Raw genomic sequence first — 21671 nt, forward strand, 5'->3', positions numbered from 1 at the left:
TCGAGACCATCTCATCGGCATCGCAGCAATGGCTTTCGCCGCCAATGCTGCTATCAAAGAAGAACGCCTGACCGCACTGCGAATCCGGGCAACGATCCCGCCTCACGCCGCCGCGCCGCGACACCAAATCGACAGGTCATCATCGTGTCTCACTTCGCCAACGCTCCCGCCCGCGACCGCCTGGAACAGATCCTGAGCCGGCTCAACGATCGCCGGCGCGAAGAAAAAGCCTTCGTACGCCTCTGTGCGGAAAATGCCCGCGCGGAAGCCGATGCCTCCGACCGACGCCGACGGGACGGCGCGAGCCTTGGTCCGCTCGACGGCAAGATCGTTTCGATCAAGGACCTGTTCGACATTGCGGGCGAACCGACGCTTGCCGGCTCCATCATCCGCCGCAATGCGGTCCCGGCCGAGAAAGATGCCCTCGTCGTCCAGCGACTGCGCGCTGCCGGTGCCGTGATCATCGGCAAGACCCACATGACCGAGTTCGCCTTCACCGCGGTCGGCCTCAATCCGCACTACCCGGTGCCCGGCAACGCCACCAACGAGAGCCTCATCCCCGGCGGCTCATCTTCCGGCGCCGGGGTTTCGGCTGCCGAAGGCACCTGCGACATCGCCATCGGTTCCGACACCGGCGGCTCCATACGCATCCCTGCGGCACTGAACGGCATCGTCGGCTTCAAGCCGACCGCCAGCCGCATCCCGCTCGCCGGCGCCTTTCCGCTGTCGCCCGTCCTCGATTCGCTCGGGCCGCTTGCGCGAACGGTTGCCGATTGCGCGATGGCTGACGCCGTGATCGCCGGCGAGCAACCGAAACCGCCCGTCGCCCGCCCGATTGCAGGGCTTCGCATCGGCCTTCCCCGGGGAAGGCTGCTCGAAGACCTCTCGCCCGAAATCGCCGATGCTTTCTCGGCAAGCCTCGACCGGTTGGCCAAGGCCGGCGCCGAAATCGTCGACTTCACGCTAGAGGACCTGATCGAGAAGCTCGGCGAAGCAACCAGGATCGGCTCGATCGCCGGCATGGAGGCAAGCCGCATCCATGCCGGCTGGCTGAATGACGCCGCGGCCCCCGTCGACGACAGGGTCAAGCTCCCGCTTCGGCGCCGTCTCACCGTACCCGATGCGGCCATCGCCGCCTTGCTGGAAACACGGCGCGGGCTCGCCGCCGCAATGGACGAGCGGCTTTCGCCCTACGATCTCATCGCGCTGCCGACGACGCCGATCGCCGCCGTGCCGATCGCAAGCGTCGAAGCGGACCGGGCGGAATACAACCGCGTGGAGGATCTGTTGCTGCGCAATTGCCAGATCGCCAACCAGTTCGACCTGAACGCCATCACGCTGCCGATGCCGGGCCTCTTGCGCCCGGCCGGCATGATGCTGGTGGGGCAGAATGGAACGGATGCGGCCGTGCTGACGGCCGCGCTTTCGGTGGAGGCGCTGCTGCGGAATAACTGACGTGGCAGGCGATCGCTATGCAACGGCGCCCCGGCCTGTGAGCAGCCTGGCTTGGCCGGTGGCCTGAGCCAGCGCATCCGTTAGCAAGGGGGGCTTACCCAAGCGGACCCCTACAACCCCTTATCCGCTGTGGTCAATGCGAGCCCACCGAAGCACGCCTACGCCGCTTGGCGCTGACGCTTCCGGATGCGTCACCGCTTCAGTGCATCGTCTCGCCGGAGATCTCGTCGCGCAGAATTCGGAACGCGTCTTCAAGCGCGGCAACCAGGGCATCGGTGAGTTCGTCGCCGTCGTTGTTGGCGAGATAGAGGGCGACCATCGAATCGGATGGGTCGCGGTAATGTTCGATATCCTTTGACATATCATTGTCCTTCATTCGCCGTGTCACATCCCGGCCATTGAGGTGACGATAGGCGAAGGGACTTGCGTAAAGCTGGATGCATGACGTCAAGGCGTCGAGCGAACATACCGATCGGATATCGCGCCGCAGCACCGCTTCGATCCCGGTTCTATCGGCAATGGTCCGCAAAGGACAGAGGATAGTGGGCTATTTCGCTCGCGCCGGGCGATCGACCACGCTAGAGCATGTCGCGCAGAAGCGCGGAGCGCGGCGGAGGCTTGGACGAGATCAGCTCGGCTCAGGCACGCTGCTTGATCCGCGCCGCTGCGCCAGAAACGCGAAAGCGCCCCTTCGCCTTATTTACACGGCTGCGGAGACGGGACGTTTCCGCTGAAACGGCCTGGACGAACGACGCGGGAATGAGCATGTCGAAGAAAACCAAGCGCGACGAAACCGGTGACATGCAGCGCCTGAAGCTCGATTTCCCTGAGATCCATGCGGACCTGCTCTCCGGCCGCATCCCGTCGCTGCGCAAGGCGCTCGTCGCGGCCGGGCTCAAGGACGAGCGCACCCGTCTCGACAAGCTCAAGAATTCCTGGACCAAGGCAAGCCCCGCCGAACGCGAGGCTTTCCTGAACTGGCTGAGCAGCAACGACGCCGTGAAACTGGCCACGACACCGGTTGAAATCGATCCGCCACGCGCAGCGCACCAGCCCTCCGCCATCGCCAGCGGCCGCTACCTGCTTCCCGAAGCGATCGCCGAAATCCGCACCGTCATGAACCGCCGCCGGATGCGCGCGAACGACATCATGGCCGAGATGGGTTTCGCAGGCGACGACATGTCCCTCACCCACGCCTTGTCCAAGGGCGCAAGCCTGCGGCTGTCGGTGATTGCGGCGCTGGAGATTTGGTTGCGGGACAACAAGGGGGATTGATTTCGCCGGGCGATTTTCGCGCTTCCGATGTCACCCGCCTCTGCTGGTTCCGTCCCGCTTTGCAAGCGCTGAAACCGTAGTCGCGTTCAACGTAAGAAAATTGCAACCTAAAACTGAGCTGATCCTTGAAAGCACAAAAGCGGTGCTTTATGTAATTGTTTATGGCTCAGAGCAACCACACGTCGATCTTGTGTTACGATCTCGCGCCTGACGAGGAGGCCAGGCACGCTCTGGAGGAAACCTTCGTTGCTTACGCCAACATGCTGGCAATGCTCAATGAACTCGCTGGTCAAAAGGCGGGGGCCAATCTCGTAACGCTGCACGAGCTTGCTTACGAAACAGTCCGGGAGCGCACGGGGCTTCCGGCGCGGATGGTCACGCTGGGCCTGCGCGATTTCGCGGCGAACCGGGGACAGGTGGCCAGCGCCGACAGGCTGCCTCTGGACGACAAGCTTTTTACGCTCAAGGGCCCGTCGGACCTGACCGTTGCCACCGTGCGCGGTCGCGTCGCGATCCCATACGATGTCGCCGGCTATTCGCCCGGCACCTTGAATATCTTCGCCGCCCAGCTCGCTGCACAAAACGGCGGCTACCAGATCCACATCGGCGTCACCACGCATTCCGACCGAACGGAGAAGAAAACGATGACGAATGAAGGCATCCTCTCCCGCATGGGCCGCTTGATCGCAGGCCTCGCCAATGCCGCCATCGACAAGGCGGAAGGCAGCAACAAGATCGTGATCGTCGAACAGGCGCTCCGCGAAATCGACGCGGCCGCCGAAGAGGCTCGGGTCGATATCGGCCAGGCGCGCGCCGAGGAATATCGCATCCTCAGCCGCCGCGACGAAATCGGCGCCGATCTCGAGAAACTGGACGAAAAAATCCGGACCGCGATCTCCGCCGCCCGCGAGGACCTTGCCAAGGCCGGTGTCGCGCGCCAGATCGATCTGGAATCGCAACTTGCCGCGCTGGACAAGGCTCTGGCCGGCGCCCGCACCGATCTCGAAGAGGGCCAGCAGGCGCTGCAGGCGGTGCTTGCCACCCGCCGCGAAGCCGAAGCGCGGCTTGCCGATCTCAAGCGCAGCATCGCCCAGTTCCCCGAGAGCAAAGCGCCCGGCCTGGCAAAAGCGAGCCCCGTGGAAGGTGCCGCCCGTGCCGCCGCCGCCGTCTCCCGCGCAACGGGCGTTCCGGGCGGAGAACACAGCAACAGTGCCGTACTGGACGAGCTCGACCGCCTGCATCGCGACAGGGCCATCGAGGCGCGCTTGGCTGAGTTCAAGGCAAAGCAGCACTGACGCCCATGCAGTTCTTCCTCGCTCCAGAATCCCTGCCATTCGCGATTGCAGCGGTGATGCTGACCGCCTTCACCGGCATAGAGATCCTCTGCCTGCTGCTCGGTTTTTCGCTGGGCGAGGCGATCGACAAGGCCTGGCTGGACGACCACAACGCGCTGGGCGGCCTGATGTCCTGGTTCAATGTCGGTGGCGTGCCGCTGCTTGTTCTGCTGATGCTTTTCCTCGGCCTCTTCGCTATGACCGGTTTTGTCATTCAGGCGGTGGCAGGAGCCTTGTGGGTGCCGTTGCCGGCGCTTGCAGCAGCCCTGCCGGCGCTTGCGCTCTCGTTCCCCGCCGTCCGCACGTCGAGCCGGTGGGTGGCGAAGATCGTCCCGCGTGACGAAAGCTATGTCGTCGATCTCGGCGATTTCGTCGGCCGCAGCGGCGAAGTCACGGTCGGTCCGCTGGACCAGGGCCTGCCGGGACGCATCCGCCTGAAGGATCGCCACGGCAACTGGCATGTGCTGCGCGCACGGGCCGCCCGTAACGAGCAACCGATCGCCATCGGCGCACAGGTCCTCGTCGTCGATCGCGTTTCCGACATTTTCATTGCGATATCCGCGCCGTCAGACCTTTTGACGCCGCCCAATCCTTAATTCTCCCCGATCCTTCATCCTCACGGAGCAACCATGTTTTACGAACTCTTGGTGCCGGCCGGCATCGGCATTGTCCTGATCCTCGGCATCGGCTTTGTTCTTGCATCGCTCTATACCCGCTCGAGCCGCGACGAAGCCTATGTGCGCACCGGCCTCGGCGGCCAGAAGGTGGTCCTCGACGGAGGCTCCATCGTGCTTCCGATCTTCCACTCGATCGCCCGCGTCAACCTGAAGACGCTTCGCCTCGAGGTTCGCCGCGGCGAGGGCGACGCGCTGATCACCAAGGATCGTATGCGCGTGGATATCGGCGCGGAATTCTATGTCCGCGTGAAGCCCGATGCCTCCTCGATCGCGCTTGCGGCCCAGACGCTTGGCGACCGCACCAATGATGCGGAGCAGTTGCGCGTGCTGATCGAGGCGAAGTTCGTCGACGGTCTGCGCTCCGTCGCCGCCACCATGAGCCTCGACGCGCTGCAGGAACAGCGCATGGATTTCGTCAAGGCGGTGCAGGAGGCGGTCGGTGCCGACCTGCAATCGAACGGTCTCGAACTCGAATCCGTTTCGCTCACCCGTCTCGACCAGACGGATATCAAGCATTTCAATGCCAACAACTTCTTCGACGCCCATGGTCTTGCGGCGCTGACCCGCATCACCGAGGGCCGCAAGAAAGAGCGCAACGAGATCGTGCGCGACACCGAAGTCGCCATCGCTCAGAAAGACCTGGAAGCCCGTCAGCAATCGCTGACCATCGAGCGCACCAAGCGCGAGGCGGAACTGAACCAGGAACGCGACATCGCCAACAAATCGGCCGCCACGCGCGCCGAAACCGCGCAGCAGGAACAGGCGGCCAAGCGCGCCGAGGAAGAGGCCCGCATCGCCGCCGAACAGGCGATCGCTGAACGCGAAGCGCTCGCCAAGCAAGCGCGTGAAAGCGCCAACATCGATGCCACCCGCGCCGTGCAGCAGCGCGACACGGAAGCCAAGCGCGACCTGCAGATCGTTTCCCAGGAAAGCGCCATTGCCGTCGCCAACAAGAGCCGAGAGGAATCGGAAGCCAAGGCCAAGGCTGAAACCGCCCGTGCGCTGGCGATTGCCGCGGAAGAAAAGGTAGAAACCGCAAAGGCCGTGGAAATCGCCGAACGTGAACGCCAGATCGCCGTCATCGACGCGCGCAAGAATGCCGAAACTGAAGCAACGGCCGTGACCGTCGGCGCCGAAGCCGAAAAGCAGGCGGCCCTCGACCAGGCCGATGCGATCAAGACGCTTGCCACCGCCGAGGCCGACGCCGCGATCATCAAGGCCAAGGGCGTGCTCGAAACCGGCAAGGCCGCAGCGGAAAGCGAAGCGCTGCTCAACGAAGCCCGCAACAAGCTGAGTTCTGCGATCATCGAGTTCGAAATCCTGCGCGAACGCATCCGCATCATTCCCGAAGCGCTGGCCGAGGCGGTCAAGCCGATCGAGAAGATCTCCGACATCCGCATCTTCGACACCGGCGGCCTGCTGGGACGCGGAGCCAGCGGCGAAGGCACCACCAACGGAATCGGACTCGGCGACGGCCTGGCGGGTCAATTGCTCGCCTACCAGGCCAATAAACCGGTGCTCGATCAACTCTTGAAGGAAGCCGGCTTCAACGGCGAAAACGCCATTTCGTCGCTCCTCGGCGACCTGCAGGCCGCTCCAACGCCCGCGGAGAAATCACCGAAGAAGTGATGCAGGACGGATCCGATCCTTGGCCTTGCGAGGGGCCGGGGATCAAACGTCGTGCAAGACCGCCCCCCCAAAGTGGGGCTGCCCCGTGACATCATACTGTGGCGAGATAAAAGAAGAGTCTGGCGGAGAGGGGGGGATTCGAACCCCCGATAGGCTTGCACCTATGCCGCATTTCGAGTGCGGTGCATTCAACCACTCTGCCACCTCTCCGCATAACTGGTTGGCGCTCGGTGAGCGCGGTCGGGTTCATAGCGGCAGATTCGGGTGCTGGCAAGTGCCTGTTTGAAGAATATGTAACGGCCCTGTTGCTTTCGCCTTGACACACACGCGCGATTCCCGTAATCCGCGCAATGAAGTGGTGTGGCCTGGCTGCTCCGCATCGGGTGTGATTTGCGCCCTTTCACTGGTGGAAACCTATAAGTCTCCACTTTACCTGTCGACTGACAAAAAGACGGCCTTGTCCTTGGGCAAAGAGCCGGATCGAACATGAAAGGATAAAGAATGTTCGCAGTCATCAAGACCGGCGGTAAGCAGTACCGCGTGGCCGCCAACGACGTCCTCACCATCGAAAAGCTGGAAGGCGTTGCAGGCGACAAGATCGAATTCACCGAGATCCTGATGGTCGGCGTCGGCGCCGATGCAACCATCGGTGCTCCGTTTGTCGAAGGCGCCGTTGTCAGCGCTGAAGTTGTGGAACAGGGCCGCGCCAAGAAGGTCATCGCCTTCAAGAAGCGTCGCCGCCAGAACTCCAAGCGCTCGCGCGGTCACCGCCAGCACCAGACGACCGTCCGCATCCTGGACATCGCTGCTGCCGGTGGCAAGGCGAAGAAGGCTTCGAAGAAGACCGAAGCTGCCGCCGAAGCCGCTGCAAACTGAGTTCCTGGATCTAAGGTTTAAAGGAGAACACCAATGGCACACAAAAAAGCTGGCGGTTCGTCGCGTAACGGTCGCGATTCTGAGTCCAAGCGCCTTGGCGTGAAGAAGTTCGGCGGCGAAAACGTCGTTGCAGGCAACATCATCGTGCGCCAGCGCGGCACGAAGTGGCATCCGGGCGCCAATGTCGGCCTCGGTAAGGACCACACGATTTTTGCACTTACGGCCGGCAACGTGGACTTCCGTACGAAGGCCAATGGCCGCGTGTACGTGTCTGTAATGCCGAAAGCCGAAGCAGCGGAATAAGCCGGTAGCGCTCTAAAACAGCCGGCGTCTCATCGACCCGGCTGACGCACCTGATGGTTCCAGGCCAGACTTGAAAAGGGGAGATGGGGCAAGACCCAACTCCCCTTTTTCGTTTCTGGAGGAAACCATGCAAACCGAGTTGTTGAGGGAAGACCAATCCCGGTCTCCCGAGCAGAGGCTGAGGCCCCAACGGTCAAGGACCGATTGCCCGATATTGTTGTCACCCAGGCTCGTTCTGCGCGCCCCTCATGAAGACGATATCGACGCCCTTGCCCATCTTGCCAACAATGCCAATGTCGCGACCATGGTCTCGCGCATGCCGCACCCGTACACGACGGCCGATGCCGCCGACTTCGTGCGACGCGCGAAAGCCGGCACGATTGGCAAGTGCGTCTACGCGATTACCAAGGCGGACAACGGCGCATTTCTCGGTTGCTGCGGTATCGAGCCGCATCCGGACGGCAAGACGGCGGAACTCGGCTACTGGCTGGGCGAGCCTTACTGGAACCAGGGTTTTGCCACCGAGGCCGCCCAGGTCCTGACCGACATGGCCTTCCGCACCCGCGACATCGACCAGATCGATGCGCGCTGCCGGGTCATGAATCTGGCGTCCCGCCGGGTCATCCAGAAGTGCGGCTTCCAGTTCCAGGGCAGCGGCATGGTCGGCAGCCTGGCGCTCGGCGGCTCGATCGCCGTCGAGTGGTACCGGCTCGACCGCAAGACCTGGGTCTCCTTGAGAAGCTGGGGAGGCATGCGATGAACGCGCTCGTTTCCGAACGCCAGCGGCTCGTCGCCCGCCCCGGTCCGGGCCCCTGCCCGGTCATCGAGACGAAGCGCCTCATCCTGCGCCCGCACCGGCGAGATGACGCCGAGGCGATCGCCCAGTCGCTCGGCGATTTCCAGGTGGCGCGCATGCTGGCGCGCGTGCCGGCGCCTTACGATCTGCAGGATGCGCTCGACTGGTTGACCGCGCAGACCTCGGGGCTGACGCCCGACTGGACCTTCGCCGTCACCACGGGCGACGACGTGCATATCGGCTGTGTCGGCATCGAGCTCCGGCACGGCCAATGGCATGTCGGCTACTGGCTAAACCGGTTCTACTGGGGCAAGGGCTTTGCCTCCGAAGCGACCTATGCGGCGGTCGAACGCTTCTTGCGCCGCATGCCGGAAACGACGCTGCATTCGGGCGTCTTTGCCGACAATCCGAGCTCGCTGAAGGTGCAGGAGAAGATCGGGTTCCAGATCACCGGCTGCAGCCAGGTCTACGCACTCGCCCGCAATGCCATGGTCGCGCATATCGAAACGCGGCTGACCGCTGCCGATCTGCGTCGACCACATTGAAAGACACCCCCGCGAAGCTCACTTCGCGGGGGATTTATCATGCGAGCGTGAAGCCGACAGGCAGGTGGTCGGAGCCCTTGGCGTCATAGTCAATCCAGGCGTCCGTCAGCCGCGAAACAAGGCCGGCGCTCAGGAAACAATAGTCGAGATGCATGCGTCTTTCGGGGTTTTCGGGATGAATCCAGCTGTAGCTTTCCGGCGTCAGCCGACCGAGATGGGCGAGCGCATCGACCGGGTTCTCGAGCCGCAGCGAGCGACCGTAGTAGGCGTCGCGCGAACCGACCATGGTGTTGTATTCCGGCGTCTCGGGCTCCATGTTGAAATCGCCCATGACGACGAAGTCTTCCGGATGCGGCGGCTCGGCCAGGCCGAAATCGGCCGCCCCGGTGATTGCGCCGCCTTCGAGCGGATAGCCGAGCAGCCGGTCCTTGAGATAGCGGATCTGGGCGATGCGCTCTGCCGGCAGCACATGGTCGAGATGTACGGAATAGACCCGGAGCGGACCGCCGGGCGTCGCGATCAACGCTTCGGTCGCACCGCGCTGCAGGTTCATCGGGCTGATCGTGCGGGTGCGCGGCAGGGGGATCGGCCGCGTCGAAAGGATCGGCCAGCGCGACAGGATCATGTTGCCGAATTGAAAGCGGCGGCTGACGGCCCGCCCGTCTTCGATCGCCGAGCCGATGTCGATGTCGCAAGGCGCGTGAAAGACCGCGAAATGACCCGGGAACAGCTTTCCGAAGCGAGCGACGAGATCGACGTGATCGTTGCGGTGGAAGCCGCGCGTCACTTCCTGCAGCGCGATGATATCGGCGTCCCCGATCGAGGCCGCGATCCTTTCGGGATCGAAGCGGCCGTCGAGACCGATGCCGTATTGGATGTTGTAGCTGACAAACCGCACGATATTCTTTGACCTCCGAATAAACCGCCTATATCGATGGCGGCAAAATAAAGCGGGATGAGGAAAAGTGTATGCGGTTTTCCGCCCGCATCCCGCTCTCACCATGAACTAAGACCGCGCACCTTTACCGAACAGATGGCAGCCCAATGAAATTTCTCGACGAAACGAAAGTCTATATCCGCTCCGGCGACGGCGGCGCAGGCGCCGTCTCGTTCCGGCGCGAGAAGTTCATCGAATTCGGCGGACCGGACGGCGGCGATGGCGGTCGCGGCGGCGACGTCTGGGTGGAGGCCGTCAACGGTCTCAACACGCTGATCGACTTCCGCTACCAGCAGCACTTCAAGGCCAAGACCGGCCAGCATGGCATGGGCCGCAACCGCACCGGCGCCGGCGGCGACGACGTGACGCTGAAGGTACCGGTCGGCACGCAGATCTTCGAGGAAGACAACGAGACCCTGATCGTCGACATGGTGGCCGAGGGCCAGCGCTACCGGCTAGCCGCCGGCGGCAATGGCGGCTTCGGCAACGCGCATTTCAAGTCGTCCACCAATCAGGCGCCGAACTGGGCCAATCCGGGCCTCGAAGGCGACGAGAAGACCCTCTGGCTGCGGCTGAAGCTGATCGCCGACGCCGGCCTCGTCGGCCTGCCGAATGCCGGCAAGTCGACCTTCCTCGCCGCCTGCACCCGCGCGCGTCCGAAGATCGCCAACTATCCCTTCACGACGCTGCATCCCAATCTCGGCGTCGCCACCATCGACGGCAACGAGTTCATCATCGCCGACATCCCGGGCCTGATCGAAGGGGCGCATGAAGGCGTCGGCATCGGCGACCGCTTCCTCGGCCATGTCGAGCGCACCCGCGTGCTGCTGCACCTGGTTTCGGCCCAGGAAGAAGATGTCGCCAAGGCCTACAGGACGGTGAAACACGAGCTCGAAGCCTATGGCGGCGGCCTTGAGGACAAGCCGCAGATCGTGGCGCTGTCGCAGATCGACGTGCTGGACGAGGACGAGTTGAAGGCAAAGAGCAAGGCTCTGGCGAAGGCCTGCGGCTCGCCGCCGCTCTTGCTCTCCGCCGCCGTCGGCAAGGGCATGACCGAAGCGCTGAGGGCCCTTCGTGGCGTCATCGTCGCTGCGAAGGCAGGCGAAGAGTCCGGCGAGGAGAACGTCTGAGATGACCAAGACCCGCAAGCCGCTCCTGAAGTATCGCCGGGTCGTCATCAAGATTGGCTCGGCACTCCTCGTCGATCGCGCGACAGGGCTGAAGAAATCCTGGCTCGACGCGATGTGCGCCGATATCGCCGGCCTCAAGGCCAAAGGCGTCGAGGTGCTGGTCGTTTCGTCAGGCGCAATCGCGCTCGGTCGCACGGTGCTGAAGCTGCCGTCCGGCGCGCTGAAGCTGGAAGAAAGCCAGGCGGCCGCCGCCGTCGGCCAGATCGCGCTGGCGCGCGCCTGGTCGGAGAGCCTTTCGACCGACGCCATCGTTGCCGGCCAGGTGCTGCTGACCCTCGGCGATACCGAGGAGCGCCGCCGCTATCTCAATGCCCGCGCAACGATCAACCAGTTGCTGAAGCTCGGTGCCGTGCCGATCATCAACGAGAACGACACCGTGGCAACCACGGAAATCCGCTATGGCGACAATGATCGCCTCGCCGCCCGCGTCGCCACCATGGTCGGCGCCGACCTGCTGGTGCTGCTCTCCGATATCGACGGGCTCTACACCGCCCCGCCGCATCTCGACCCGAACGCCCGCTTCCTGGAAACGATCGCCGAGATCACGCCCGAAATCGAAGCGATGGCCGGCGGTGCGGCCTCCGAGCTTTCACGCGGCGGCATGCGCACCAAGATCGATGCCGGCAAGATCGCGACGACCGCGGGCTGCGCCATGATCATCGCTTCCGGCAAGCCGAACCATCCGCTCGCCGCGATCGAGGAAGGCGCCCGCTCCTCCTGGTTTGCCCCGTCCGGTTCGCCGGTGACCGCGCGCAAGACCTGGATCGCCGGGCAATTGCTGCCGGCCGGAACGCTCAGCGTCGACGCCGGCGCCGAAGAGGCGCTGCGCTCGGGCAAGAGCCTGCTGCCGGCCGGTGTCCGCAACGTCACCGGCAGCTTCAGCCGCGGCGACACGATCGCCATTCTTGGCGTATCGGGCCGCGAGATCGCCCGCGGCCTCGCCGGCTACGACGCCGACGAGGCTCGCCAGATCGCCGGCAAGAAATCGGCCGAGATCGCCGCGATCCTCGGCTATGCCGGCCGCGCCGCCATGGTGCACCGCGATGATATGGTGATGACCGGAAAACGCGCCCAAGACGAGGGCAGCCGGAAGGATGAGGTCCATGCTTGACGAGGTGAAGAACAAGGACGACGTCGAAAGCGTCATGCTGGAGATCGGCCGCCGAGCCAAGGCCGCCAGCCGTCCGCTTGCCGTCGCCAGCGCCGAACGCAAGCACGCCGCCTTGATCGCCATGGCCGACGCCATCCTTGCGCGCAAGGACGAGATCCTCGCCGCCAATGCGATCGACCTCGAAAACGCCCGCAAGACCGGCGTCGCCAGTGCCTTCATCGACCGCCTGACGCTCACCGAAGGCCGCATCCGCGACATGGCGAACGGCATTCGCGCGATTGCCGAGTTCAAGGATCCGGTCGGCGACGTGATCGCCGAATGGGACCGGCCGAACGGCTTGCATATCGAGCGCGTGCGCACGCCGCTCGGCGTCATCGGCGTCATCTATGAAAGCCGGCCGAACGTAACCGCCGACGCCGGCGCGCTCTGCCTCAAGGCGGGCAATGCCGTGATCCTGCGCGGCGGCTCCGACAGCTTCCATTCCTCGCGCGCGATCCACGCCTGCCTCGTCGAAGGGCTGAAGGCCGCCGGCCTGCCCGAACACGCCATCCAGATGGTGCCGGTCGCCGATCGCGCCGCCGTCGGCGCCATGCTTTCCGGGCTCGGCGGCACCATCGACGTCATCGTCCCGCGCGGCGGCAAGAGCCTCGTCGCCCGCGTCCAGAGCGAGGCGCGCGTGCCGGTCTTCGCTCATCTCGAGGGCCTCTGCCACATCTATGTCGACGCCTCGGCCGACCTTGCCATGGCGGAAAAGATCGTCGTCAACGCCAAGATGCGTCGCACCGGCATCTGCGGCGCGGCCGAAACGCTGCTGATCGACCGCAACGACGTCGAGCGGCTGGCCAAGCCGCTGCTGAGCGCCCTGCTTGCGGCCGGCTGCGAAGTGCGGGTGTCGGATGAACTCGCAGGGTCTGTCGACGGACTGAAGGCCGCAACCGATGAGGACTGGGCGACGGAGTATCTCGACGCCATCATCTCGGTGAAGCTGGTCGACGGCATTTCCGGCGCCATCGAACACATCTGCACCTGGTCTTCGGCGCATACGGAAGCGGTGATCGCCGAGGATCCTGCGGTGGTCGAACGTTTCTTCTCGGAGATCGATTCCGCGATCCTGCTGCACAACGCCTCGACGCAGTTTGCAGATGGCGGCGAGTTCGGCATGGGCGGCGAGATCGGCATTGCCACCGGCAAGATGCATGCGCGCGGCCCCGTCGGCGTCGAGCAGTTGACATCCTTCAAGTATCGGGTGCGCGGTGCTGGACAGGTCAGGCCCTGAGGTGACGGCGGGCAAGGTGAACGCCCGCTACCTGCGCATGCCCCATGTCGAAAGCGGCATGGTGGTCGGCCTCTTCGGTGGATCCTTCAACCCGCCGCATCAGGGCCATGTGCTGGTGGCCGATACGGCCATCCAGCGGCTCGGGCTCGACCAGCTCTGGTGGATGGTGACGCCCGGCAACCCGCTCAAGGACCACAACGATCTGGCGCCGCTCGCCGACCGCATCGCCATGAGCGAAACGATCGCGCGCAACCCCCGCATCAAGGTGACGGCCTTCGAACAGGCGCTCGGGCAGAGCTATACGGCCCGCACGCTGGAGATCGTGCGCGCCCGCAATCGCGACATTCGCTTCGTCTGGATCATGGGCGCCGATAACCTGAAGAACTTTCACCGCTGGCAGAACTGGCAGAAGATCGCCCGCACCTTCCCGATCGCCGTCATCGACCGGCCGGGTTCGACGCTCGCCTACCTCTCCTCGCGCATGGCCAAGACCTTCGACCAGGCGCGCATCGACGAGGACGACGCACGCCGCCTCGCCTATCACGCAGCTCCCGCCTGGACCTTCATTCACGGACCGCGCTCGTCGATGAGCTCGACCGCGCTTCGGGCTGCGGGCGGAGTATGATTTCCTGGGAATCAGATCTGCTGTCTTGAAACCGCTACGGTTTGATGCCTAAATTCATGGACGGTTCGATCTTTGTTCGAATCGAAAGTGCCTGTTCTGTTCATATGGAAAGGAAAGACCCTGACAACAGCACACGCCAAGGGATATGCGGTTTCCGCATTCCCGCGCAGCACGGGATCGAGCGACGAAGCCGCTGTCCGTGCGCTTCAACTGGTCCTCGAAAGCCTAGAGGACTCGAAGGCAGAAGATATCGTCAGCATCAACATTGCCGGAAAGTCGGCGCTGGGAGACTTCATGGTCGTGGTCTCCGGGCGATCGAACAGGCATGTGATGGCCATTGCCGATCACCTGACGACCGACCTCAAAGACGGGGGCTTTGGCAACGCCCGTGTCGAAGGTCTGGAAGGCGGTGATTGGGTGCTGATCGACACCGGTGATGTGATCGTTCACATTTTCCGGCCGGAGATCCGGGAGTTCTACAACATCGAGAAGATGTGGGCAGCTCCTGAGATCGAGGACGGCACCCTGCATTGAGACCGACCGGGTCGCCGCGCAACTGAATGCCGGACGAGCCGAGTTGCGGTCATGCATGAATTTGAAGGGCTGTCGCCGTCTTGAGCGGCGCTTTCAGCCGGAAGTTTGTTGCGACTGATCGTGACCTTCAGGGCCGTTAACCGGACAAGGCGCGCAACGACGCTGCAAGGCTCCATGAACGCTGCATAGAATTCTCCTTGAATCGACCCGATTTCAGGAACTATGCAGTGCGCGGTGCAGCGCAAGCGAGGACGGAAAAGGTCATGCGTATCGGCTTATTCGCAGTCGGCCGCCTCAAGGCGGGGCCGGAAAAGGATCTCGCGGCCCGCTATCTCGATCGTTTTTCCAAGGCCGGCCCGGCGATCGGCCTCGAGCTTTCCCGTGTCGTCGAAGTCAACGAAAGCCGTGCCTCGAACGCCGACACGCGCAAGCGGGAGGAAGCCTCCCAACTCGAGAAGGCACTCGCCGATGGCAGCCTGCTCGTGCTTCTCGACGAACGCGGCAAGGCGCTGGATTCAGACGGCTTTGCATCGCTGCTCGGCACGTTCCGCGACAGCGGCAAGCGCGACCTGATGATTGCGATCGGCGGCGCCGATGGCCTCGACCCGAGCCTTCACGCCCGCGCCGATGCCGTGCTCAATCTCGGAAAGATGACCTGGCCGCACCAGCTCGTCCGTATCCTGATCGCCGAACAGCTCTACCGCGCCGTCACCATTCTCTCCGGGCACCCGTACCATCGCGTCTAACGCGCGGGTTCTTCGTCCGTACTCCTGGCGCAGCACACGCAGCGATAACGAGAATATGCTTGGTCGCGCGCGCCAAATCAGATTAGGTTTTTTCTTCATATTTTTCGGATGGACGCACGCGAACCGATGACGCGCCGAGGCAGGGCCAGCGTTTTCAGCATGGGAAGAGGCGACGCAGGGCGGCTTGGCCGCAAGGCGGCGACGCTTGCGGTCGCGCTTGCGATCGGCCTGCCGGCAGGCGCCCAGGAAGCCACGCCACCCGGCGCCACGATGGCCGGCCAGGAACAGGGTCCGCCGGATCCTGCCGCCGACCTCACCCTTCGCCGCAACAGCACGCGCAGCGAACTCGACGCACTTTCGAAGACCATTACGCTGTCGCAGGAGCGTGCCAACGCGCTGAGCGAAACCATCGCCGAGATCGACAAGACCAACGAGACGCTGCGCGCCGCAATTGTCGATTCCGCCAAGAAGCGGCAGGGTCTTGAGCAACAGATCGTCGACGGCGAAAGGAAACTGAGTGACCTGCGAACCAAGGAGGATGCTGTCCGCAAGTCGCTGCACGCGCGCCGCGGGGTGCTTGCCGAGGTTCTCGCCGCGCTGCAGCGAATGGGGCGCAACCCGCCGCCGGCGATCCTGGTGACGCCGGAGGACGCGCTGGCCTCGGTGCGAAGCGCGATTCTGCTCGGCGCCGTCGTGCCGGGTCTGCGCAAGGAAACTGAAAACCTGGTGGCGGACCTCAAGGCGCTCTCGGACATCCGCGCCGGCATCGACCGGCAGCGTGAAGAGTTGACCGCAGCGATGACGGCCAATCTCGAAGAAGAGCGCCGCATGTCGATGCTGGTCGCCGAAAAAGAGAAACTACGCCAGTCGAGCGCCAGCGAACTTGCCGCCGAACAGCGCAAGGCGCAGGAACTTGCCGCCCAGGCCACCAATCTTCAAGGTCTGATCGGCTCGCTCGAAAGCCAGATCGCCTCCGTTCGCGACGCCGCGGAAGCGGCCCGCGCGCAGGAGGAAGAGCGCCGGCGCATGAGCGAGGCCGAGCGCGAGGCGGCGCGTGAATTGGCTCGCAATGCCGTGCCCGACAAAAACCGCATTACCCCCGCATATGTGTTTTCGGAGCTGAGGAACAAGCTTGCCTATCCGGCTGCGGGATCGCTGTTGCGCAAATTCGGCGATGCAGATGGCACGGGGCACTCCCTGCAAGGGATCATGTTGGAAACCAATCCGGGCGCGCTGGTGACTGCGCCGTCAGATGGCTGGATCGTCTATGCAGGCAATTTCCGCAGTTATGGGCAGATGATCATTCTCAACCCGGGCGACGGCTATCACGTCGTGCTGTCGGGGATGGAGAGGGTGGGCGTACAGCCCGGGCAGTTCGTCGTGGCCGGTGAACCATTGGCGACGATGGGCGCAAAAAGAGTGGCGAGCGCTGCGGCCTTGGCGCTGGAAACAGACCGGCCGACGCTTTACATTGAATTCCGGAAAGACGGGAAACCGGTTGATTCCCGACCGTGGTGGACCGCAGCAGAGGTTGGAAAGGCGCGAAATGATACGTAGGGCTTCACTTGTTCTGGTCGGGGCGCTGATGGGCGCGACCGCGATGGGCGTGGTTTATTCGGCTGTCGTTCCGGCTGTCGCGGCCAACACCTCGACCTATCGCGAACTGGCAATTTTCGGCGACGTCTTCGAGCGCGTACGCGCGCAGTACGTGACGCCGCCGCAGGACGACAAGCTGATCGAGAATGCCATCAACGGCATGCTCTCCTCGCTCGATCCGCATTCCAGCTACATGAACTCGGCCGATGCCGAGGACATGCGCACCCAGACCCGCGGTGAGTTCGGCGGCCTCGGCATCGAAGTCACCATGGAGGACGATCTCGTCAAGGTCACGAGCCCGATCGACGACACGCCGGCCGCACGCGCCGGTGTGCTTGCCGGCGACTTCATCTCGAAGATCGACGGCCAGGACGTTCGCGGCCTGAAGCTTGAAGACGCCGTGGAGAAGATGCGCGGCGCGGTCGGTACGCCCATCAAGCTGACCATCCTGCGCAAGGGCGCGGAAAAGCCGATCGAACTGACGATCGTGCGCGACGTCATCGCCGTTCGCGCCGTCAAGTTCCGCACCGAAGGCGACGTCGGCTATCTGCGTGTCATCTCCTTCACCGAGAAGACCTTTGACGACCTGAAGAAGGGCATCGAGAAGATCAAGGCCGAAGTGCCGGCCGACAAGCTCAAGGGCTACGTCCTCGACCTGCGTCTCAACCCGGGCGGTCTGCTCGACCAGGCGATCAACGTCTCCGACGCCTTCCTGGAGCGTGGCGAGGTCGTTTCGACCCGCGGCCGCAACCCGGACGAGACCCGCCGCTTCAACGCGACGCCCGGCGACTTGACCGATGGCAAGCCGGTCATCGTGCTCGTCAACGGCGGTTCGGCCTCCGCGTCGGAAATCGTCGCCGGTGCCCTGCAGGACCTGAAGCGCGCGACCGTGCTCGGTACCCGCTCCTTCGGCAAGGGTTCGGTCCAGACGATCATCCCGCTCGGCGAAGCCGGTGCCTTGCGTCTGACGACGGCGCTCTACTACACGCCATCAGGCAAATCGATCCAGGGCACGGGCATCTCGCCCGACATCAAGGTCGAACAGCCGCTGCCGCCGGAACTGCTCGGTAAGGTCGAGGCCCAGGGCGAGTCCGACCTGCGCGGCCACATCCAGGGCCAGAGCGAGACCGAAGAAGGATCGGGCTCGGTCGCCTATGTGCCGCCGGAGACGAAGGACGACCTGCAGCTCAACTACGCGCTCGACCTCTTGCGCGGCAAGAAGACGGATCCGGCCTTCCCGGCCAATCCGGAACAGGCTCAGCTCAAGAAGTAAGCCTGCGAGCATGGAATGAGAGCGCCGCGTGTTCGAACGAACACGCGGCGCTCTGCATTTCAGCCGAGCGCATCCGCTCCGCCGGAAGCAGACTCACTGGTCAACGCGACACAGCTAAATTATAGGGGTAAGGACGCTGCCGCGGCCGCTGATTCTCAGGCACCGGTGCGCTCGGAGAGGAATTGCGAAGCGTCTCAACGCCGCCTTGCTCTAGAGCGCCGCACGTCCTGTCAGACGCGCAAAGCCGCTGCAGCGCCTTGAATTGCTGCATGTTTGTCCTTTGATCGACCATGATCAAAGCAGGCATGCAGGAGCGGCAACATCGCACAGATCGACCGAGGCTCCGTTTGGGAACTGATCTCAATGCCCCCCTGGGCCAGAACCGGCGGGTGAAGCCAGCGGCGAGGCGCGATCCCCGACGGATGCTCGGGCTCTCTTTTCTTGGTATTTGTATTGCGTCGATTGTCGGACTGTCGCTATGGGGCACGCTTGCGCCGGACGGACTGAAGCGGGGCCAGCCTGAAACGGCAGCAACCGAGAGCGCCAAGGGCGCCGCCGAGAAGCCAGCGAAAGCGGCAAATGGCCAGTCCGGTGCGGGCGGAACGATGGAGCCAGGGACCGCCTATTCCGGCGCCGACGTCGAACACACGCTCACCGATGACGGCTCTACCGTTACCAAGTTTTCACCGCGCAGCCGCGACGGCAAGGGCCCGGCCCTGATCAATGTCGGTCCGATCCGCGGCCAGGATCCGCGGATGGCGGCCATACCCAACGACGATCTCCTGGAAGACAGCCCAGCCGGACGTTTGCCGATCATCGGTCCGGACGGTCTGCGCTCCATGGATCAATATGCACGGCCCTGGTCCGGCGCGCGCGGCACGCGCATCGCGCTGGTCGTCGGCGGCCTCGGCCTCAGCCAGACCGGCACCCAGAAGGCGATCCGCGACCTGCCGGCCGAAGTGACGCTGGGCTTTGCCACGGCCGGAAACAGCCTGCAGCGCTGGATGCAGGAGGCGCGCCGAAGCGGCCATGAGATCCTGCTGCAGATACCGATGGAGCCCTTCGACTATCCGGCGAACGATCCTGGGCCCAACGCGTTGCGCGTCGGCCTCGGCGCCAAGAAGAACCTGATGGAGCTGCACCGGAACCTCGCCGAGATCACCAATTACACCGGCATCATGAACTATCTCGGTGGTCGCTTCCTGTCGGACGCCGACGCGCTGGAACCGGTGATGCGCGATCTCGGCAAGCGCGGCCTGCTGTTCCTCGACGACGGAACGTCGGCGCAATCGCTCTCGGGCAAGCTCGCCGATGCCTTCGACGTACCGCACGGCTTTGCCGACCTGACGCTCGACACGGAGCTCAGCCGCAGCGCGATCCTGAAGAAGCTTGACGAACTGGAGCGGATTGCGCGCCGCAATGGCACCGCCATCGGCGTCGCTTCCGCCTTCGACGAAAGCGTCGGTGCGATTGCCTCCTGGATCGGCGAGGCACAGGGACGCGGTATCGAGATCGTCGGCGTTTCCGCGCTCGTCAAGGATCCGCAACAGAACTAGCTTACAGCCATCCGACAGAATGATTTGCGATTGAAAAGAAGAGGCAGCCGATGAGCAAGGAAAAGGGCAAGAAACTCAGAGCGGAGGACCTTCCCTATCGCCCCTGTGTCGGAGTCATGGTGCTGAACCGCGCAGGCCTCGTCTGGGCCGGGCACCGGATCGCCGTCGGCAATTCCGAATATGACGGCTCGCCGCAGCGCTGGCAGATGCCGCAGGGCGGCATCGACAAGAACGAGGATCCGTTGAAGGCCGCCTATCGCGAGCTCTACGAAGAAACCGGCATGAAGACAGTCTCGCTGCTCGCGGAAGCGCCTGACTGGATCAACTACGATTTGCCAGAGCATCTGATCGGCATCGGCCTCAAGGGCAAGTATCGCGGCCAGACGCAGCGCTGGTATGCCTTTCGCTTCGAGGGCGAGGAGGACGAAATCGCCATCAACCCGCCGCCGGGCGGACACGATCCGGAGTTCGACGCCTGGGAGTGGAAGCCGATGCGCGAACTGCCGGAACTGATCGTGCCGTTCAAGCGCAAGGTCTATGAGGAGGTCGTCACCGCATTCGCGCATCTCGCGCCCTGAAGGACGTCGCGCAAGAGTGCGCAGCGGTTTTGCGGAAGCGAGGGAATATCAAGAACTTGAAGCGCGAGCGGCAAGTCTGAAGGATCGCGACGCGCTTAAGACAATTCCGGGAAAAGCGTGAAGCGGTTTTGCGTTCGGAATTGCGTAATTTCAAAGGACCCAAGCGAGAGTTCGTCTCTCACAGACGAAAAAGGCCGGCGATGTCGCCGGCCTTTGCCTTTGGAAAGCTGCGCCGAACTCAGTCGGCTTCGGCCTCGTTGGCCGGTGCCGCATTGAGCTGGCCGTATCTTTCTTCGCCGATCTTGTCGAGCAGATCGAGCTGGGTTTCCAGGAAGTCGATGTGGCCCTCTTCGTCGGCGAGCAGTTCTTCGAAGAGCTTCATGGAGACATAGTCCCCGGCGGCGTGACAGATGTCGCGTGATTTCTTGTAGGCGGTGCGGGCGTCGTATTCGCCGGCGAGGTCAGCCTTCAGCACTTCCTTGACGTTCTGGCCGATGCGTAGCGGCGCAACCGTCTGCAGGTTGGGGTGGCCTTCAAGGAAGATGATGCGCGCGACGAGCTTGTCGGCATGCTGCATCTCCTCGATGGATTCCGCGCGCTCCTTCTTGGCGAGAAGCGTGTAACCCCAGTCTTCGAGGAGGCGGTAATGCAGCCAGTATTGGTTGACGGCACCGAGTTCGAGATAAAGCGCTTCGTTAAGCTGCTCGATGACCTTTTTGTCGCCTTTCAATGTCCGCCCTCCGGTTCTCTTCGTGGAATTGTCTGAGGCGGGTCATGAAATCAAATATCTCGGCGTCCGTCGAGTCGCGGTGCGCGTGATATTGCTCGGTGGTGCGGATGATGATGTCGACGACATTCGGGAAGCAGCCGCAGCAACGGCCGCGTTTTTCCATCGCGTGATAGACTTTCGCCGGCACGATCAGCTGCCAACAGTCCTCGTCGAGGAGGCCGACAATCGTGTCTTCGATCTCTTTTTCCGTGATGAAATTGCAGCTGCAAACCAGCATTTCGTCTCGCCTGTCGTACGCAACGCCCTGTGTCAGCGCTTAAAGCAAAACAGGACATTTAGTGTCAACTAAAAACTCCGCGAGCGGAAGTTGCAGGTCGATTAGAACGACTCTAAACTTGATAAAAAGCTTCGTCTTTTCAAAATTTTAGAGAAATATGAACGACTATTCTTGCAGACCTTAAGTCGATCTTGCCGCACGCCGACTGCGACATTTTTACACACTATCAGACCGCTTTCGTCGAGCGCGCCGACTGTAGCCTTTGCCGAATGGTGATGCGGACCGTCCCGATCCGCGCGTCAGATGACCTGCCCATTTTATCGGAAAGCCCATCCGGCTGCCCTGTGCGGCG

Annotated in this window: 23 protein-coding genes and 1 tRNA gene; 19 read left to right on the forward strand and 5 right to left on the reverse strand. The window is 63.3% G+C overall.

The annotated features are described in order from the left end of the window. Positions 1 to 144 precede the first annotated feature (144 nt). Positions 145 to 1455, forward strand: coding sequence for an amidase (locus BHMPCIPO_RS16540; RefSeq protein WP_173517779.1), 1311 nt, complete (start codon positions 145 to 147; stop codon positions 1453 to 1455). Between the two features lie 199 nt (positions 1456 to 1654). On the opposite strand, the gene BHMPCIPO_RS16545 is transcribed toward BHMPCIPO_RS16540, so the two are convergent. Then, positions 1655 to 1816 carry a hypothetical protein gene (locus tag BHMPCIPO_RS16545; protein ID WP_173517780.1) on the reverse strand — a complete coding sequence of 54 codons (162 nt, stop codon included), beginning with the start codon at positions 1814 to 1816 and terminating at the stop codon, positions 1655 to 1657. A 404-nt stretch (positions 1817 to 2220) separates the two neighbouring features. Between BHMPCIPO_RS16545 and BHMPCIPO_RS16550 the strand changes: the two genes are divergently transcribed. The 4 genes from BHMPCIPO_RS16550 to BHMPCIPO_RS16565 all read left to right on the forward strand — a co-directional run bounded on the left by BHMPCIPO_RS16550 (position 2221) and on the right by BHMPCIPO_RS16565 (position 6370). Beyond that, the gene (locus BHMPCIPO_RS16550; protein ID WP_173518196.1) at positions 2221 to 2730 is read left to right on the forward strand and encodes a hypothetical protein; all 510 of its coding nucleotides are present in this window, start codon (positions 2221 to 2223) and stop codon (positions 2728 to 2730) included. Between the two features lie 161 nt (positions 2731 to 2891). After that, the gene (locus BHMPCIPO_RS16555; protein ID WP_173517781.1) at positions 2892 to 4025 is read left to right on the forward strand and encodes a PspA/IM30 family protein; all 1134 of its coding nucleotides are present in this window, start codon (positions 2892 to 2894) and stop codon (positions 4023 to 4025) included. 5 nt (positions 4026 to 4030) lie between these two features. After that, on the forward strand, positions 4031 to 4660 hold the full coding sequence (locus BHMPCIPO_RS16560) for an OB-fold-containig protein (RefSeq protein ID WP_173517782.1): 630 nt from the start codon (positions 4031 to 4033) through the stop codon (positions 4658 to 4660). Positions 4661 to 4693: 33 nt separating this feature from the next. Further along, positions 4694 to 6370, forward strand: coding sequence for a flotillin family protein (locus BHMPCIPO_RS16565; protein WP_173517783.1), 1677 nt, complete (start codon positions 4694 to 4696; stop codon positions 6368 to 6370). A gap of 120 nt (positions 6371 to 6490) precedes the next feature. Here BHMPCIPO_RS16565 and BHMPCIPO_RS16570 read toward each other — a convergent pair. After that, positions 6491 to 6580: transfer RNA gene (locus tag BHMPCIPO_RS16570), tRNA-Ser, on the reverse strand. Between the two features lie 291 nt (positions 6581 to 6871). Between BHMPCIPO_RS16570 and rplU the strand changes: the two genes are divergently transcribed. The 4 genes from rplU (at position 6872) to BHMPCIPO_RS16590 (ending at position 8890) form a co-directional block, all read left to right on the forward strand. Continuing rightward, the gene (gene rplU, locus BHMPCIPO_RS16575) at positions 6872 to 7246 is read left to right on the forward strand and encodes a 50S ribosomal protein L21 (RefSeq protein ID WP_057254969.1); all 375 of its coding nucleotides are present in this window, start codon (positions 6872 to 6874) and stop codon (positions 7244 to 7246) included. A 33-nt stretch (positions 7247 to 7279) separates the two neighbouring features. Beyond that, positions 7280 to 7549 (forward strand): 50S ribosomal protein L27, encoded by a 270-nt coding sequence (gene rpmA, locus BHMPCIPO_RS16580; RefSeq protein ID WP_037470908.1) that lies wholly within the window; start codon positions 7280 to 7282, stop codon positions 7547 to 7549. A gap of 127 nt (positions 7550 to 7676) precedes the next feature. After that, complete coding sequence (locus BHMPCIPO_RS16585; RefSeq protein ID WP_173517784.1) at positions 7677 to 8309, forward strand: GNAT family N-acetyltransferase; 633 nt, start codon at positions 7677 to 7679, stop codon at positions 8307 to 8309. Continuing rightward, complete coding sequence (locus BHMPCIPO_RS16590) at positions 8306 to 8890, forward strand: GNAT family N-acetyltransferase (RefSeq protein ID WP_173517785.1); 585 nt, start codon at positions 8306 to 8308, stop codon at positions 8888 to 8890. Before BHMPCIPO_RS16585 ends, BHMPCIPO_RS16590 begins: the two co-directional genes overlap by 4 nt. Before the next feature lie 37 nt (positions 8891 to 8927). On the opposite strand, the gene BHMPCIPO_RS16595 is transcribed toward BHMPCIPO_RS16590, so the two are convergent. Beyond that, positions 8928 to 9788, reverse strand: a complete 861-nt coding sequence (locus BHMPCIPO_RS16595; protein ID WP_173517786.1) for an endonuclease/exonuclease/phosphatase family protein — start codon at positions 9786 to 9788, stop codon at positions 8928 to 8930. A 146-nt stretch (positions 9789 to 9934) separates the two neighbouring features. Here BHMPCIPO_RS16595 and obgE point away from each other — a divergent pair, with 146 nt between their 5' ends. From obgE to BHMPCIPO_RS16645, 10 genes are all read left to right on the forward strand, one after another. Next, entirely contained in the window at positions 9935 to 10957 is a 1023-nt protein-coding gene (obgE, locus tag BHMPCIPO_RS16600) for a GTPase ObgE (protein WP_173517787.1), read from the forward strand. Position 10958: 1 nt separating this feature from the next. Continuing rightward, positions 10959 to 12128, forward strand: coding sequence for a glutamate 5-kinase (gene proB, locus BHMPCIPO_RS16605; RefSeq protein ID WP_173517788.1), 1170 nt, complete (start codon positions 10959 to 10961; stop codon positions 12126 to 12128). Then, positions 12121 to 13404 (forward strand): glutamate-5-semialdehyde dehydrogenase, encoded by a 1284-nt coding sequence (locus tag BHMPCIPO_RS16610; RefSeq protein ID WP_173517789.1) that lies wholly within the window; start codon positions 12121 to 12123, stop codon positions 13402 to 13404. The genes proB and BHMPCIPO_RS16610 overlap by 8 nt, the downstream gene beginning before the upstream one ends. Positions 13405 to 13441: 37 nt before the next feature. Then, on the forward strand, positions 13442 to 14029 hold the full coding sequence (locus tag BHMPCIPO_RS16615) for a nicotinate-nucleotide adenylyltransferase (protein WP_173518197.1): 588 nt from the start codon (positions 13442 to 13444) through the stop codon (positions 14027 to 14029). A gap of 87 nt (positions 14030 to 14116) precedes the next feature. After that, positions 14117 to 14563: a ribosome silencing factor gene (rsfS, locus tag BHMPCIPO_RS16620; protein WP_173518198.1), complete on the forward strand. Its 447-nt coding sequence runs from the start codon at positions 14117 to 14119 to the stop codon at positions 14561 to 14563. A gap of 263 nt (positions 14564 to 14826) precedes the next feature. Continuing rightward, positions 14827 to 15309, forward strand: coding sequence for a 23S rRNA (pseudouridine(1915)-N(3))-methyltransferase RlmH (gene rlmH / locus BHMPCIPO_RS16625; RefSeq protein ID WP_173517790.1), 483 nt, complete (start codon positions 14827 to 14829; stop codon positions 15307 to 15309). Positions 15310 to 15468: 159 nt separating this feature from the next. Beyond that, positions 15469 to 16866 (forward strand): murein hydrolase activator EnvC family protein, encoded by a 1398-nt coding sequence (locus tag BHMPCIPO_RS16630; RefSeq protein ID WP_173517791.1) that lies wholly within the window; start codon positions 15469 to 15471, stop codon positions 16864 to 16866. Continuing rightward, on the forward strand, positions 16856 to 18178 hold the full coding sequence (locus BHMPCIPO_RS16635) for a S41 family peptidase (protein ID WP_173517792.1): 1323 nt from the start codon (positions 16856 to 16858) through the stop codon (positions 18176 to 18178). Before BHMPCIPO_RS16630 ends, BHMPCIPO_RS16635 begins: the two co-directional genes overlap by 11 nt. Before the next feature lie 347 nt (positions 18179 to 18525). Next, positions 18526 to 19734 (forward strand): divergent polysaccharide deacetylase family protein, encoded by a 1209-nt coding sequence (locus BHMPCIPO_RS16640; RefSeq protein ID WP_173517793.1) that lies wholly within the window; start codon positions 18526 to 18528, stop codon positions 19732 to 19734. Positions 19735 to 19784: 50 nt separating this feature from the next. Then, a complete protein-coding gene (locus BHMPCIPO_RS16645) occupies positions 19785 to 20312 on the forward strand; it encodes an RNA pyrophosphohydrolase (RefSeq protein WP_173517794.1) in 528 nt (175 codons plus the stop codon). Positions 20313 to 20550: 238 nt separating this feature from the next. Here the strand turns inward: BHMPCIPO_RS16645 and bfr are convergent, their stop codons facing one another. Further along, positions 20551 to 21042: a bacterioferritin gene (gene bfr, locus BHMPCIPO_RS16650; RefSeq protein ID WP_173517795.1), complete on the reverse strand. Its 492-nt coding sequence runs from the start codon at positions 21040 to 21042 to the stop codon at positions 20551 to 20553. Next, positions 21008 to 21319 (reverse strand): (2Fe-2S)-binding protein, encoded by a 312-nt coding sequence (locus tag BHMPCIPO_RS16655; RefSeq protein ID WP_173517796.1) that lies wholly within the window; start codon positions 21317 to 21319, stop codon positions 21008 to 21010. Before BHMPCIPO_RS16655 ends, bfr begins: the two co-directional genes overlap by 35 nt. Between the last annotated feature and the right edge of the window lie 352 nt (positions 21320 to 21671).

The organism is Ensifer sesbaniae, from assembly GCF_013283665.1.
Lineage (GTDB): Bacteria > Pseudomonadota > Alphaproteobacteria > Rhizobiales > Rhizobiaceae > Ensifer > Ensifer sesbaniae.